Annotated in this window: 15 protein-coding genes; 8 read left to right on the forward strand and 7 right to left on the reverse strand. The window is 71.6% G+C overall.

What is annotated here, in order from left to right:
- The first annotated feature begins 54 nt into the window (after positions 1-54).
- Complete coding sequence (locus tag DFR69_RS17895) at positions 55-414, forward strand: hypothetical protein (protein WP_110038731.1); 360 nt, start codon at positions 55-57, stop codon at positions 412-414.
- On the opposite strand, the gene DFR69_RS17900 is transcribed toward DFR69_RS17895, so the two are convergent.
- Positions 411-962, reverse strand: coding sequence for a TetR/AcrR family transcriptional regulator (locus DFR69_RS17900; RefSeq protein WP_244198330.1), 552 nt, complete (start codon positions 960-962; stop codon positions 411-413). The two genes, DFR69_RS17895 and DFR69_RS17900, sit on opposite strands and share 4 nt — an antisense overlap.
- 235 nt (positions 963-1,197) lie before the next feature.
- Here DFR69_RS17900 and DFR69_RS17905 point away from each other — a divergent pair, with 235 nt between their 5' ends.
- Together DFR69_RS17905 and DFR69_RS17910 are read left to right on the forward strand one after the other, a co-directional pair.
- Positions 1,198-2,628 carry an SDR family NAD(P)-dependent oxidoreductase gene (locus DFR69_RS17905; RefSeq protein WP_110038973.1) on the forward strand — a complete coding sequence of 477 codons (1,431 nt, stop codon included), beginning with the start codon at positions 1,198-1,200 and terminating at the stop codon, positions 2,626-2,628.
- Positions 2,629-2,700: 72 nt separating this feature from the next.
- The gene (locus tag DFR69_RS17910; RefSeq protein WP_110038732.1) at positions 2,701-3,081 is read left to right on the forward strand and encodes a DUF2784 domain-containing protein; all 381 of its coding nucleotides are present in this window, start codon (positions 2,701-2,703) and stop codon (positions 3,079-3,081) included.
- Here DFR69_RS17910 and DFR69_RS17915 read toward each other — a convergent pair.
- Positions 3,062-3,808, reverse strand: coding sequence for a thioesterase II family protein (locus DFR69_RS17915; protein ID WP_110038733.1), 747 nt, complete (start codon positions 3,806-3,808; stop codon positions 3,062-3,064). The two genes, DFR69_RS17910 and DFR69_RS17915, sit on opposite strands and share 20 nt — an antisense overlap.
- A 49-nt stretch (positions 3,809-3,857) precedes the next feature.
- Here DFR69_RS17915 and DFR69_RS17920 point away from each other — a divergent pair, with 49 nt between their 5' ends.
- Positions 3,858-5,276, forward strand: a complete 1,419-nt coding sequence (locus DFR69_RS17920; RefSeq protein ID WP_110038734.1) for a CoA transferase — start codon at positions 3,858-3,860, stop codon at positions 5,274-5,276.
- 31 nt (positions 5,277-5,307) lie between these two features.
- On the opposite strand, the gene DFR69_RS17925 is transcribed toward DFR69_RS17920, so the two are convergent.
- On the reverse strand, positions 5,308-5,877 hold the full coding sequence (locus DFR69_RS17925; protein ID WP_110038735.1) for a TetR family transcriptional regulator: 570 nt from the start codon (positions 5,875-5,877) through the stop codon (positions 5,308-5,310).
- A gap of 106 nt (positions 5,878-5,983) precedes the next feature.
- On the opposite strand from DFR69_RS17925, the gene DFR69_RS17930 reads away from it, so the two are divergent.
- Positions 5,984-7,198, forward strand: coding sequence for an FAD-dependent monooxygenase (locus DFR69_RS17930; protein ID WP_110038736.1), 1,215 nt, complete (start codon positions 5,984-5,986; stop codon positions 7,196-7,198).
- A 4-nt stretch (positions 7,199-7,202) separates the two neighbouring features.
- Here DFR69_RS17930 and DFR69_RS17935 read toward each other — a convergent pair whose 3' ends face one another.
- The gene (locus DFR69_RS17935; protein WP_110038737.1) at positions 7,203-8,750 is read right to left on the reverse strand and encodes an acyl-CoA carboxylase subunit beta; all 1,548 of its coding nucleotides are present in this window, start codon (positions 8,748-8,750) and stop codon (positions 7,203-7,205) included.
- A gap of 115 nt (positions 8,751-8,865) precedes the next feature.
- On the opposite strand from DFR69_RS17935, the gene DFR69_RS17940 reads away from it, so the two are divergent.
- Positions 8,866-9,903, forward strand: a complete 1,038-nt coding sequence (locus DFR69_RS17940; protein WP_110038738.1) for a nucleoside hydrolase — start codon at positions 8,866-8,868, stop codon at positions 9,901-9,903.
- Complete coding sequence (locus DFR69_RS17945; protein WP_110038739.1) at positions 9,900-10,781, forward strand: amidohydrolase family protein; 882 nt, start codon at positions 9,900-9,902, stop codon at positions 10,779-10,781. The genes DFR69_RS17940 and DFR69_RS17945 overlap by 4 nt, the downstream gene beginning before the upstream one ends.
- A gap of 34 nt (positions 10,782-10,815) precedes the next feature.
- Here DFR69_RS17945 and DFR69_RS17950 read toward each other — a convergent pair whose 3' ends face one another.
- Positions 10,816-11,454: a response regulator transcription factor gene (locus tag DFR69_RS17950; protein ID WP_110038740.1), complete on the reverse strand. Its 639-nt coding sequence runs from the start codon at positions 11,452-11,454 to the stop codon at positions 10,816-10,818.
- Positions 11,451-12,599, reverse strand: coding sequence for a sensor histidine kinase (locus DFR69_RS17955; RefSeq protein ID WP_110038741.1), 1,149 nt, complete (start codon positions 12,597-12,599; stop codon positions 11,451-11,453). Before DFR69_RS17955 ends, DFR69_RS17950 begins: the two co-directional genes overlap by 4 nt.
- Positions 12,600-12,755: 156 nt before the next feature.
- Between DFR69_RS17955 and DFR69_RS17960 the strand changes: the two genes are divergently transcribed.
- Positions 12,756-14,240, forward strand: coding sequence for a multicopper oxidase family protein (locus DFR69_RS17960; protein ID WP_110038742.1), 1,485 nt, complete (start codon positions 12,756-12,758; stop codon positions 14,238-14,240).
- 16 nt (positions 14,241-14,256) lie between these two features.
- Here the strand turns inward: DFR69_RS17960 and DFR69_RS17965 are convergent, their stop codons facing one another.
- Positions 14,257-14,835: a helix-turn-helix domain-containing protein gene (locus tag DFR69_RS17965; protein WP_110038743.1), complete on the reverse strand. Its 579-nt coding sequence runs from the start codon at positions 14,833-14,835 to the stop codon at positions 14,257-14,259.
- Between the last annotated feature and the right edge of the window lie 45 nt (positions 14,836-14,880).

Here is a 14,880-nt window from a genome sequence, read left to right on the forward strand (position 1 = left end):
TGCTGGTCATCAGGTGAACCACTGCGCGCAGTCCGAGCCCGCGAGGAGGACACAATGTCCGGCAGCACCACTCCCGCAGACCGGCCGAGTTGGCACGCCCAGGCCGGCGACCTGCTCGCCGACGACTACAACGTGCCCGGGATCATCGCCTGCGGGATCGGCGTGGTCGGCCTGGCCTGCACGCTCGTCGCCGCGGGCACCGGCCACCTCGGCTGGGCCGTGGTCGCCGGCATCGCCACGGCGGTGTTCCTGTTGGGCGGTATCGGGGCGTTGCTGTTCGAGCACCGTCGCGAACAGCGGATCGAATTGTCCTACGGCCGCAGCGGGCACGCGCCGGGCCACAGGGGCGCGCAGCGCTACAGCGCGCGCGACATCGCGATGCCGCAGCCGCGACAGCGCGGACTCGACTCCTAGCCCACCGCGTCCGAACGCGGTTGCACCGACGGGATGGTCTCGGTGATGACGGCGAGCAACGTGTCGGTCAGCAGCCGGTGCACCTCGTCCCTGGTCAGGGTGCCCCGGGTGATCCACTCGCGCCCGGCCACTTTCACCAGGCCCGCGTAGGCGAGGACCAGCGCGCGCAACTGTGCGCTGTCTGCCAGATCGGCGCGCCCGATCATCACCAGCATGCGTTCGGCGGCCGCGTCGTCGGCCTGGTCGAGGATCTGCTGGACCTCGGGATCGTCGCCGACGCCCTCGTGGCTGGTGACCTTCACCCAGGTGGTGCCGTGTTCGACGATGGTGTCGAGCAGCCAGGTGACGATGGCGTCGACCCGCTCACGCGGGGAGCCCTCGGGAATGGTGACCTTCTCCGGCCGCGGCAACGTCACCATGCGGCGCACGACGGCCAGATACAGGTCGCGCTTGTTGCCGAAGTAGTGGTTGATCAGCCCGCGCGCCACCCCGGCGCGCTGGGCGAGTTCCGCGGTCGACACCGCCGCGTACGGGCGTTCACCGAACATGTCGATGGCACAGGCCAGGATCTGCGCGCGTCGCTCGTCGGGTTCGAGCCTGCGCCTGCGCGGCGCGTCTGCGGTATCGGTGTCGAGCGGGGAAATCGGGCTGCTCCGTCGGGTTCGGTGGCCACCGCGCGGTTGCGGCAGCGGTCCACCACGATACCCAGCGGGTCCGCTCGACGGCCAATGAGACAATGAGTGTCGTCCCCCGCTCCCGCACGAAGGAATGCCGCGCGCCCCGATGACCGAGAACACGATCGATCCGGACGAGTTGGCGACCTGTCTGCGGGTGCTGGAACAGGCCGGACGGCTGGAGAAGGAGCACCCCGATTCGATCGCGGTGCAGCGCGCCGTCGGGCACATGTTCAAAAAGCTCAAGCAGCGCCGCCGGATCGAGGCGCGCGAGCAGGTCGCCTCCGCCGATCGCGCGGTCATCGCCGCCACCGCGACGGGCTCGCCGCAGCGCATCGACGACGAGACCGCGGGCATCCCGATCAGTTCGGCGACCACCGGCGCGAGCGCGGGCACCCTGCTGCGGCCGCGGCCCTGCTACATCTGCAAGCAGCGTTACACCCAGGTCGACGCGTTCTACCACCAGCTCTGCCCCGAGTGCGCGGCCGCGAGCCACGCCAAGCGCGATGCCCGCACCGACCTCACCGGCAAACGGGCGCTGCTCACCGGCGGCCGCGCCAAGATCGGCATGTACATCGCCCTGCGGCTGCTGCGCGACGGCGCCCACACCACCATCACCACCCGCTTCCCCAACGACGCGATCCGGCGCTTCGCCGCGATGGAGGACAGCGCCGACTGGCTGCACCGGCTCCGCATCGTCGGGATCGATCTGCGCGATCCCGCCCAGGTCGTCGCCCTGGCCGACGACGTGGCCGCGCAGGGCCCGCTCGACATCCTGATCAACAACGCCGCGCAGACCGTGCGCCGCTCGGTGGGCGCCTACAGCGCCCTGGTCGACGCCGAGTCGGCGCCGCTGCCGGTGGGCGCGCTGCCGGAGATGGTCACCTTCGGCAAGACCATGCAGGCCCATCCCACCGCGCTGACCGCCTCGCTGACACCGTCGCTGTCGGCCGCGGACGTCGCCGAGCTGGCGCTGGTCGCCGGATCGGCCACCCCCGAGCGGATCGCGGCGGGCGTGGCGATCGACGCGGGTGGGCTGGTCCCCGATCTCGCGCACACCAACAGCTGGGTGCAGACGGTCGCCGAGGTCGACGCCACCGAGCTGCTCGAGGTGCAGCTGTGCAATTCGGTCGCGCCGTTCATCCTGGTGTCGCGGTTGCGCCCGGCGATGGCCGCCGCGGCGGGGCGGCGCAAGTACGTCGTGAACGTCTCCGCGATGGAGGGCCAGTTCAGCCGCGGCTACAAGGGGCCGGGCCACCCGCACACCAACATGGCCAAGGCCGCGCTGAACATGCTGACCCGCACCAGCGCCCTGGAGATGTTCGAGGCCGACTCGATCCTGATGACCGCGGTCGACACCGGCTGGATCACCGACGAGCGCCCGCACTACACGAAGGTGCGACTGGCCGAGGAGGGCTTCCACGCTCCGCTGGATCTGGTCGACGGCGCCGCCCGCGTCTACGACCCGATCGTGCAGGGCGAGAACGGCGTCGACCTGTACGGCTGCTTCCTCAAGGACTATCGCCCCTCGCCCTGGTGATCGCCGAAGCGATGCCGAACCGGAATGTTGATCATGATTCCGGGGGCACGCGCGGGTCCCTATCCTGGAGGGGTGCCGTACCGGGTGTTGGCCGATCTGATCGCCGTCACCCACGTCGCGTTCATCGCGTACGTGGTCGCCGGTGGTTTCCTGGCGTGGCGGTGGCCCCGGACCATCGGCGTCCATCTGGTCGCGGCGTCGTGGGGTTTCGGCACCATCCTCATCGGCTTCGACTGCCCGCTGACCTACGCCGAGAACTGGGCGCGCCGGCAGGCCGGGGTGGCCCAGCTGCCCGAGGCCGGGTTCATCGACCACTATCTGACCGGGGTGATCTATCCCGACAGCGCGCTCGGTCTGGTCCGGCTGCTGGCCGCGGTGGCGGTGCTCGTGTCGTGGGTGGGCTACTGGCGCCTGGCGCAGCGCCACCGCAGGCTCAGCTCAGGTGCCGCGTGATCTCCCCGGCCACCTCGGCGGGGCGTTCGTCGAGGTAGAAGTGCCCGCCGGGGAAGGTCCGCAGGCGGAACGGCCCCTCGCTCACCCCGCGCCACCGCTCGGCCTGCTCGACCGTGGTGGTCGGGTCCTCGGTGCTGACGAGGGCGAGGACCGGGCAGGTCAGCACCGGGCCGGGCCGGTGCGCGTAGGTCTCCACCGCCTGGTAGTCGGCGCGCAGCGCGGGCAGGACGAGATCGGCCAGGCCCGGCTCGGTGCGCAGCAGCCGCACCGGGGCCGGGTCGGCGGCGAGCCGTTCGAGGTCGTCGATGAGGGCGTCGTCCGAGGCCAGATGCAGGCGGCCGGTGTCGACGTGGGTCGGGTCGGGGCGACCGGAGACGATCAGCGCCGCGGCGGGTTCGCCCGCGACGGCGAGGCGGCGGGCGGTCTCGTAGGCGACCGTGGCGCCCATGCTGTGCCCGAACAGCACGCGGGCCGGTCCCGGCCCGCGCAGCAGATCCTCGGCGATCCGGTCGGCCAGCTCGTGCAGGTCCGTGATCACCGGATCGGCGAGCCGGTCCTGACGGCCGGGATACTGCACCGCGATCACCTCGACACCGGCACCGAGGTGACCCGCCAGTGCCCGGTAGGCGGGGGCCGACCCGCCACCGGGCGGGAAGCAGACGAGCCGACGGCGGGGCGCCCGATCGGCACGCAGTACCCGAAGCCATTCCGTCGCAGCGGTATTCACGCTGGTCCCACACTCCTCACCTGTTGTCGGCACCGCTAGGCTGGTCGGCGTGACCACCGCGCGGCAGCTCGTGCACGCCTACGAGGCCGGACTGGGCCGCCCCCGCTCGGCGGCGACCGACGAACCCGATCCCGGTGCCCGGCTGGCGGCCACGCTACCGGTCTGGGCGCTGGCCGCCGGATCGGTGGCCGCCGCGGCCGAGTCGGCGAACCGCCTCCGCGCGGCCGCGGGTCTGTCCACCGTGCCGATACGCCTGGATCCCGCGCGGATCGCCGCGGCGTTCGGCAGCGAGCGGCTGTTCCGGCGCGACGGCCGGGCGCCGTCGGTGTTCGCCGAGTTGTCCGGCTTCTTCCGCGCCCGCGACGGCTGGATCCGCACCCATGCCAACTATCCGCACCACCGCGCACGCCTCGTCGCCGCGCTCGGCCTGCCCGCCGACGCCACCGCCGACGCCGCGATCGCCCGGTTCGCGACCATGTCCGCCGCCGAGGTGGAGGAGCTGGCCGTCGCCGCGGGAGCCATCGCGGTACGCGTGCACACCGAGGACGAATGGGCCGCGAGCCCGCAGGGCATGGCCGCCGCGACAGGTCCATTGGTCGCGATCCGGCCGCGGCCCGTCGCCGTCCCGGCGCAGCCGGTCGCCGCGCACCGATCCACCCCGATCCGGACGCACGACGACGCGGTGCGCCCCGGTGACCACCGATTCGCCGGGTACGCACCGGCCGTGTCCCAGCCGCTGCGTGGCCTGCGGGTCCTCGACCTCACCCGTGTGCTCGCCGGGCCGGTCGCGACCCGGACGCTGGCGTTGCTCGGCGCCGACGTGCTCCGCGTCGATCCGCCGCACCTGCCCGAGATCGACTGGCAGTTCCGCGACACCTGCCAGGGGAAACGCTCGACGCTGCTCGATCTGCGTGCCGATCCCGAGGTGTTCGCCGGGCTCCTCGCCGAGGCCGATGTCCTGGTGACCGGCTATCGACCGGGCGCGTTGGCCGCGGCAGGAGTGCGGGCCGTCGACCACCCGGGACTCGTCCACGCCAGTGTCTCGGCCTGGGGCGACAGCGGCCCCTGGGGCGCGCGACGCGGCTTCGACAGCATCGTCCAGGCGGCGTCGGGCATCTCCGTTCACGAAGGCGGGCCGGATCGACCGGGCGCGCTCCCCGCACAGGCGCTCGATCACGGTTCGGGCTATCTCCTCGCGGCGGGCATCATCGACGCGCTGCGCGAACGACTGGCCGACGGCCGCGGCCGCGAGGTGCGGGTATCGCTGGCCCGGACCGGCGCCTGGCTCCTCGCCGCCGCGCACCGCGCCATCGATCCCCCCGCCGCCGAGTCACCGGACCCCCGCACCGTGGTCACCCACGGCGACGTGACCACCGCCGCACCCGCCTTCGCCGAGTACGCCGACTACCCCGCGCCCGCCCCGCCGTACGGCTCCGCGCAGCCCTTCTGGCCGAAGCGCCCCGCCTGACCGCCCCGGTGGCGCCGGTCATTCCGGACGGTCACTCCCCCGCGATCGCCAGCAGCGCTTCGCTCAGCTGGTCACCGTCGGCGGTCGCCTGGCCCGGGGTCAGCAACCACAGCACGCCGAGCCCCTGGACCAGCACGAAGTACAGCCGGCCGATGGCGTCGGCCTGCGCCGCGTCGAGTTCCGGATGCGCGGCCCGGACATGGGCGGACAGGTCAGCGCACGCGGTGCTCAGCTGGTCGCCCATGTGCGCTCTGGCCTCGTCCGAGCGCACGATCCGCACGATGTTCTCCAGGCTGGCCAGCATGGCTTCCTGATTGGCCGCGAACACCGCGGGCATCGTGTTCCACAGCCGGGTGAACCCGCTCAGCAGCGAGGTGCCCGCCCCGTCGGCGATGACCTCCTCCATCGCGTCCCCGATCGCGGTGCCCAGCGCCTCGCTCAGCGCCTCGGTGACCAGCCGCTCCTTCGACCCGAAGTGATAGCCGATCGCGGCCAGGCTCACCCCGGCCGCCGCGGCGATGTCGCGCGCGGTCGCCTTGGCCACGCCGCGCTCCATGATGACCTTGCGCGCCCCCGCCAGCAGATCTTCCCGATTACCCATGACCCCGACCCTACCGGAATGTCTTAGACATTTGTACTAGACATCCGTGCCAGATGCTGTTAGACATATGTCTCAGACATTCGTTCTTCAGACGGGAAGCACCATCATGGCCACCACCAGCCCCCTGCACGTTCTGGTCTCCGGCGGCGGGATCGCGGGCAACGCTGTCGCACTCCAGTTGCTGCGCAACGGCATTCGCACCACCGTGGTCGAGCGCGCCGCCGCTCCCCGCCCCGGCGGCCAGGCGGTCGACCTGCGCGGCCCCAGCAAGGTCGCCGCCGAGCGGATGGGTCTGCTCGAGGGCATCGCGAAGTACCAGCTCGACGAGCGCGGCATGTCCTACGTCGACGGCGACGGCGAGATCTACGCCAGGATGGCGATGGAGGACTTCGACGGCGCCGGCATCGTCGCCGACATCGAGATCACCCGCGGCGACCTGAACCAGGTGCTCCTGGACGCGCTCGCCGCCGCCGACACCGGCCTCCTCGACTACCGCTACGGCGAACGGATCGACAGGATCACCCAGGACGAGGCGGGTGTGGACGTCACCTTCGCCTCCGGCGGCACCGAGCGCTTCGACCTGGTGATCGGCGCCGACGGCGTGCACTCGGCGACCCGCGCGCTCGTCTTCGGCCCGGAGGAGGAGTTCAGCACCAACCTCGGCGCCTACGGCGCCTTCTTCACCATGCCCAGCCCGGCAGGCATCGAACCCGGCTGGTTCGGGATGCGCATGATCCCCGGCGCGATGCTGGGCATCCGGCCCGACGCCGACCCGGCGACCAGCAAGGCCATCATGACCATCCGCGCCACGCCCGATCCGGCGCTGCGGCGCGACCCCGCGGCCCAGCGGGCCCTGATCCGGCGCACCTTCGCTGAGGCGGGGTGGCGCGCGCCCGAAGTGCTGGCCGCCCTGGACACCACCCCCGACTTCTACTTCGACGAAGTCGCCCGCGTGGACGTGCCCGAACTGTCCGCGGGCCGGGTCACCCTGATCGGCGACGCGGGCTACTGCGGCTCACCCCTGACCGGCATGGGCACCGCCATGGCCATCGTCGGCGCGTACGTCCTGGCCGCCGAGATCGCCGCCACCCCGGCCGATCTGACGGGCGCGCAACGCCGCTACCAGGAGGTGATCTCGCCCTTCCTCGACAAGGCGAAGGAGATTCCCGGCGGCAGTCTGGCGCTGATGCTGCCCAATTCGCGTGCCATGACGGCCTTGGCCAAACTGAACGTGCGGATCATGATGTCGCGTCCGATGCGGCCGATCACCAAGAAGATCTATTTCGGCCACACCGACGACTTCAGCCTGCCGAACTACTGAACCGCTACAGCGGAATCAGATGGTGCTTGCGCGGCCCCTGCTCGATCCGCTTGTCCCGCAACAGACGCAGGGCCTTGCGGATCTCGAGCCGGGTCTGCGAGGGCTCGATCACCGCGTCGATGTAGCCGCGCTCGGCCGCGGTCCACGGGGTGGCGACGGCGGCGTTGTAGAAGTCGACCATCTGCGCCCGGACCGCGTCGCGCTCGGCCTCGGGGACCGCGGCCAGCTGCCTGCGCTGGGTGAGCCCGATCGCGGCCTCGGCGCCCATCACCGCGATCCGCGCGGTCGGCCAGGCCAGGTTGATGTCGCCACCGAGCTGCTTGCAGCCCATCACCGCGTACCCGCCGCCGTAAGCCTTGCGCACCACGACGGTGACGATGGGCACCGTCGCCTCCACCACCGCGTAGAAGAACCGCCCGCCCCGCTTGATGACGCCGATCTTCTCCTCTTCCACGCCGGGCAGCACGCCGGGCGTGTCGACGACGAACACCAGCGGCAGGCCGAAGGCGTCGCAGAGCCGGATGAAGTGGGCGGCCTTGTCCGAGCACCTGGCATCGATCGCTCCGCTGAAGACCAGCGGCTGATTGGCGACGACGCCCACCGCCCGGCCGTCGACCCGGGCGAATCCGGTGATCAGGTTGCGCGCCGCCGAGGCGCCGACCTCGTGGAACTCGCCGTCGTCGAAGATGCGCACCAGCACGTCGTACATGTCGTAGCCGGCGCGGTCGGAATCGGGGATCAGGGTGTCGAGTTCGCGATCGGAGTCGGTGATCGCGGGTTCGAGTCCCGGATTGACGACCGGTCCCTGCTCGAAGCAGTTCGACGGCATGTAGCTGAGGTAGTTCCTGGCCCAGTCGAAGGCGGCCCGCTCGTCGGGCGCGACGTGGTGGATGGTGCCGTTCTGGGCCTGGTTGTACGCGCCGCCGAGTTCCTCGAGCGTCACCTCCTCGCCGGTGGTCTCGCGGATGATCTCGGGTCCGGTGACGAACATGTACGCGTTCTCGGTGGCGATCAGCACGTCGGTGTTGATCGGCGCGTACACCGCGCCCGCGGCGCACTTGCCGAGCATGATCGACACCTGCGGGACCACCCCCGACAGGCCGAGCTGGCGCCTGCTCATCGCGGCGTACCAGGCCAGCGAGGTCACCGCGTCCTGCACGCGGGCGCCGCCGGAGTCGTTGATCGCGACGAACGGGCAGCCGATCTCGGCGGCGAGATCCATCGCGGTCGCCACCTTGCGGCCGAACATCTCCCCCACCGAGCCACCGAACACCGTCTGGTCGTGCGCGATGACCACCACGGGCCGCCCGTCGACCGTGCCGTGCCCGGTGACCACCCCGTCGCCGTACAGGCTGTCGGGCACCCCCGGCTGCCGCACCAGCGCCCCGATCTCGACGAAACTGCCGGGATCGAGCAGCATGCCGATCCGTTCGCGTGGACTGGGAATCCCCTTCGCTGCTCGTTTGGCGACTCCCACATCTCCCGCGGGCTCCTGCGCGGCTGCCAGGTTCTTTCGCAACTCTGCCAATTTCGCAGCGGTTGTCGCCTTCACGATGCACCTACCCTCGCCAGTGTTGAGCTATCGGTCTGCAGATCTCCAGCGAGCGTAATCGACCGGGTGTCCGGGCCCGCGGCACGGCGCACGGTGGCCCGGCTACGCTCGAGCCGTGCCGCAGCGGATCATCCTCGACGTCGATACCGGAATCGATGACTCGCTGGCGCTGCTGTATCTGCTGGCCTCGCCGGAGGCCGAGATCCTCGGGATCGCCGCGACGGCGGGTAACGTCGCGACGGCGCAGGTCGCCGCCAACACCCTCGCGCTGCTGGATCTGGCGCGGGCGGGCGAGATCGAGGTCGCCGCGGGCGCGGTCGCACCGCTGGCGATCCCGTTGCGCACCACCGAGGACACCCACGGCCCGCAGGGGCTCGGGTACGCCGAGCTCCCGGTGTCGGCGCGTCGGCTCTCCGACCGATCGGCCGCGCGGATGTGGGTCGAGCTGGCCCGTGGCAACCCGGGGGCGATCGGCCTGTGCACCGGCCCGCTCACCAATCTCGCGCTGGCGCTGCGGCTCGAGCCGGAGCTGCCCCGGCTGCTGGGCCGCCTGGTGATCATGGGTGGGGCGTTCCATCATCCCGGCAACACGACCCCGACGAACGAATGGAACATCCACGTCGACCCGGAGGCCGCCAAGGAGGTGTTCGACGCGTTCTCGGCGGCGCCGCCGGACCGCAGGCCGATCGTGTGCGCGCTCGACATCACCGAGTCGATCGAGATGCGCCCCGCCCATCTGGTGGCGCTGGCCGAGGCCGCGGGCAGCGCCCCGATCGAAGCGCTCACCGGCGACGAGGGCATCGAATGGCGTTCGGCCGCAGGCGATCCGGTGATCCGGTACCTCGTCGACGCGGTGCGCTTCTACTTCGACTTCCATCGGCTCTACGACCTCGGCTATCTGGCGCACATGCACGATCCGTTCGCCGCCGCGGTCGCGCTGGACCCCACGCTGGTGACGACCCGGCCCGCCACGGTCGACGTCGAGCTGACCGGCACCATCACCAGGGCGACCACCGTCGCCGACTGGACGGGCATGTGGGGCCGGGAACCCAACGCCGACATCGTGATCGGCACCGACCCCGCGGTGTTCTTCGACCGCCTCATCACCCGCGTCGGCGCCCTCGCCCGCCGCCTGTCCACGGAGCCGTCATGACCGTCGATACCGCCGCCTATCTCGCCGGCTTCCGGCGCCGCCTCGACCTGCCCGCCCTCGTCGACGTGCACACCCATTTCATGCCCGATCAGGTGATGCGCAAGGTGTGGGCCTACTTCGATCAGGCGGGCCCGCTGACCGGACGGCCGTGGCCGATCACCTACCGCGACGACGAGCAGGTGCGGTTGAAGACTCTGCGCGACTTCGGTGTCCGCGCGTTCACGTCGCTGGTGTATCCGCACAAGCCGCGGATGGCGGCGTGGCTCAACGAGTGGACCGCCGAGTTCGCCGCCCGCACCCCCGATTGCCTGCACACCGCCACGTTCTATCCCGAACCGGAGGCGCCGGAGTACGTCCGTGCCGCGATCGCCGGTGGCGCCCGCGTGTTCAAGGTGCACATCCAGGTCGGTGCGTTCTCCCCGCTCGACCCGCTGCTCGATCCGGTGTGGGCGATCCTCGCCGAGTCCGGCGTGCCCGTGCTCATCCACTGCGGATCCGGGCCCGCCCCCGGGGAATTCACCGGTCCTGTGCCCATCGGCGAACTCCTGCGGCGCTTTCCGGGTCTGCGCCTGATCATCGCCCACATGGGCACCCCCGAGTACACCGAGTTCCTCGATCTGGCCGAGTCGCATCCGCTGCTGCGCCTGGACACCACCATGGTGTGGACCGATTTCAGCGAGTCGGATGCCCCGTTCCCGCCGGGCGAGCGGGAACGCCTGCGCCGCTTCGGCGATCGCATCCTGTTCGGCAGCGACTTTCCCAACATCCCCTATCCGTACGCCGAGGCCGTGCGGGCACTCGAACGCCTCGACCTCGGCGACGACTGGCTGCGCAAGGTGTGCCACGACAACGCGGTCGCCCTGTTCGACCTGCGCTGAACCGCATCACGCGGTGGCGCAGGGCCGTTCGACGTCACGGTTCCAGGACTTTGACCGCGTACACGGCCAGCCGCACGCGGTTGTCGGTGCCGGTCTTCTCGAGCAGGTTCGCGAGGTGGCTCTTCACGGTGCTCACCCCGAGGTGGAGTCGCTCGGCGATCTCCTGGTTGCCGTGCCCCTCGGCCACCAGGCGCAGGACGTCGAGCTCGCGCGGTGTCAGGTCGGGGGCGGGCGCCGGAGCCCGCGCGGACCGCGCCGCCAGCGCCCGATCGACCAGACGGCGCAGCAGCGCCGGCGAGAAGAGCAGGTCGCCGTCGACGGTGCGCCGGATGGCGTCGAGCAGGACCGCGGGGTCGGTGTCCTTGACGAAGTAGCCCGCGGCGCCCGCGGCGAGGGCGGGGAACAGGTGCTCGTCGTCGTCGAAGGTGGTCAGCACCAGCACTTTCGCGCGGGGCGAGAGTGCCAGGATCTGCCTGGTCGCGGCGACGCCGTCGAGGCCGGGCATGCGCAGGTCCATCACGACGAGGTCGGGTGTCAGTTCGGCGTACGCGCGCACCGCCTCGACGCCGTCGGCCGCCTCGCCGATCACCGCGAGGTCGGGGGTGTCCTCGATGAGCATCCGCAGGCCCGCCCGCACCAGACGCTGGTCGTCCACCAGCAGCACCGTGATCACGGCGCCCCCTCGGCACGCACGGTGTCGGGCAGCCGGGCCCGTACCACCCACCGCCCGCCGTCGGCGCCGACGTCGAGCGTGCCGCCCGCGAGCGCGACCCGTTCCCGCATGCCCACGATGCCGTGGCCCTGCGGCGACGCCGCGCCACGTGCGCCGCTGACGATCTCGATGTCGATACTGGTGTCCGCGCTGCCGATGCGTACCAGCACGGGCACCGTCCGATCCGCGTGCTTCATGACATTGGTCAGCGACTCCTGGATCAGCCGCAGCAGCGTGAGCCTGCTCATCGCGTCGAGACCACCCAGCGCAGCGTCGAGGTCGGTCTCGACCGTGAAGCCGGCGGCCTCGGCCCGGCGCACCGCCGCGTCGATCTCGGTGCCGAGCGCGTCGGCCTCGACCAGCGAGACGGTCCCGAGCGCCGGATCGCGCAGCGCCGCCAGGAAGCGCCGGATGTCGGTGAGCGCGTCGGTGGCGGTGTCGCGCACGTCGTCGAGCACGGCGACCACGCGCGGATCGGCCGCGCGCAGCACCCGGCCCGCCACCGAGACGCGCAGGATGATCGAGGCCATGTGGTGGGCGACCACGTCGTGGAGTTCCCGCGCCATGGCGGCGCGTTCGTCGACGCGGGCGCGCGCCTCGGCGTCGGCGGCGCGCAGCCGCAGATTCTCGGCGAGATCGCGCTGGCCACGCAGGTACAACCCGAGCAGCAGCGGCACCCCCACATAGGCCGCGGCCTCGACCACGGTGGACGCGCGGCCGATCGAGGTGTCGTGCAGTCCGACCCGGCCCAGCACGATCGCCGCGGCCCAGCACGCGGTGGCCGCCCCGACGACCGTCCGGCGATGCGTGCGCGCCACCACGTCGACCAGGGCCACCGCGCCGAGCGCGGGCACCAGCCCGGACACACCCCACGCCGGGGTCCGCAGCATCGGCACGGCGAGAACCGACAGCGCGATCGAGACCGCCAGCGGCCACCGCGCACCGGCGAGGAACACGACACCCGCGGTGAGGGCGAGCGCCCAGTAGTGCGCGGGCACGCGGTACTGCCCCGGATACGTGCTGGCGAGCAGCAACACCGGGATCAGTACCAGCGGCAGCCACCGCAGCAGCGGCCGCGGGTCGCGGTGGGCGCGCACATCGATCACGGACCCACGGTAGGCGACCGCGGCCGGCTAGCACGCGATCGGCGCGTCCGCAACCGCCGCGCGGCCGGACCCCGCCGCCACGCTCCGGCCGCGGGGCGGAGTTCACCGCGTCGCGGCCGCCCGAAGCTGGAGGTTCCCCACAGACAAGGAGCACACGTGGTCTCGCGACGAGGATTCCTCACCGGCCTCGCCCTCACCCCGGTCGTCTACGCGGTCGGCTGCGCTGCCAGGACGACGCCACCGCCGGCCGGAGCCGCTCCCCGGGCCCTGCCGATCCCGCCGCAGGCGCCTTCGACCGTCGGCGCCGACGGTGTGCGCCGCTTCGCCCTGCGCGCCCAGCGGGGTACCACCGAGATGCTGCCCGGCACCACGACCGCGACCTGGGGCTACAACGGGTCCGTGCTCGGCCCGACGCTGCGGGCCCGGCGCGGGGAGGCCGTCGAGATCACCGTCGTCAACGATCTCCCCGAGGCGACGTCGGTGCACTGGCACGGCATGCACGTCCCGGCGGCCTGCGACGGCGGACCGCATCAGATGATCGCGCCCGGTGCGCGCTGGCAGCCGAGCTGGACGGTGAACCAGCAGGCCGCCACCCTCTGGTACCACCCGCATCCGCACGGCGCGACGGAAAAGCATGTGCAGCGCGGCCTTTCGGGGTTCTTCCTGATCGACGACGACGCGGACGCGCTCGATCTCCCGAAAAGCTATGGGATCGACGATATTCCGCTGGTGATCCAGGACCGGCGGTTCACCGCCGACGGCGGCCTCGACGAATCCGATCCCACCGATGTGGGTCTGCTCGGCGACACCCTGATCACCAACGGCATCGCCGGCGCCATCTTCACGGCGACCACGGAGCGGGTCCGGTTCCGTGTCCTCAACGGCTCCTCCGGACGCCTCTACAACCTCGGTTTCGCCGACGATCGCCGTTTCGAGCTCATCGCCTCCGATGGCGGCTTGCTCCCCGAACCCGTTGCCCTCGAACGGATCCTGCTCAGTCCCGGCGAACGCGCCGAGATCGTGGTCACCCTACGAGCGGGCGAGCGCACCGTTCTGCGGTCCCGGCCGATCGCGGAGCGCGCCGGGATCGATCGGGCCGGCGAGTTCGGGTTCGACGACACCTTCGACGTCCTGTCGCTGCGCGCCGCCGACACGCTCGCCCCGTCCGCGGCGCTGCCCGCCGCCCTCGTCCCGATCCGCGCGCTGGCCCCGGCCACCACGCCCCCGGCGCGGACCTTCGAGCTGAAGTGGTTCATGATCAACAACCAGCGGATGGACATGAACCGCGTCGACATGACCATCCCCGTCGACACCACCGAGGTCTGGGCGGTCCGCAACGAGGACAACTGGCCGCACAACTTCCACGTCCACGACGTGCAGTTCCAGATCCTGGCCGTCGACGGGAACCCGCCGCCCCCGGCGCTGTCGGGCTGGAAGGACACCGTGTACACCGCCCCCGGCGTCACCTACACCCTGGCCATGCACTTCGCCGACCACGCCGATCCGACCTTCCCGTACATGTACCACTGCCACCTGCTGCACCACGAGGACCAGGGCATGATGGGCCAGTTCCTGGTCCTCGCGCCGGGCACGGCGCCGGCGCCACGGGCAATGGACATGGGCGGCATGCACCACGGCTGAGCCGGGTGGACCCGGATCACCCGGGCCTCGCGCCGCGGGCCCGCACGCGCGGACGTTCACCGTGTCTGCCGAAGAGACTGAGGATCTCGACCTCACGCCCGTGCGCGGCGCCGAACCAGTGCGGGATGCGGCAGTCGAATTCGGCGACCTCGCCGGGCCCCAGCACGACCTCGTGTTCGCCGAGCCGTACCCGGAGGTGGCCGCGCAGCACGAACAGCCACTCGTACCCGTCGTGGACGCGCGGGTACGGCTCGTCGTCGTGCGCGGGAACGATCACCTTGTCCGCGCGAGGCCCGCTTCGCCGACGCGACAGCGGAATCAGCGTGCGGCCGGCACGGCGCGGCGGCTCCCGGGCAACGAGGACGCGCGGCGCGGCCACGATCTCGTCCAGCGGTACGCCGAGCGCGACCGTGATCGGCAGCAGCAGTTCGAGACTCGGTTTGCGCTGCCCGGATTCCAGCCGCGACAGCGTGCTCGTCGACAGCCCGGTGAGCCTGGCCAGTTCCGCGAGGCTGCGACCGCGCCGCGCGCGGGCACGCCGCAGCCGGGGCGCGATCTGGTCGATCACCGCGCCGACGCCGGGTTGATCCTCCATGCGACCAGTGAACCGAGCTTGTCCCGGTTTCGGCAACGTTCTTTG

Origin of the sequence: Nocardia neocaledoniensis (genome assembly GCF_003182135.1) — a bacterium.
GTDB lineage: Bacteria > Actinomycetota > Actinomycetes > Mycobacteriales > Mycobacteriaceae > Nocardia > Nocardia neocaledoniensis.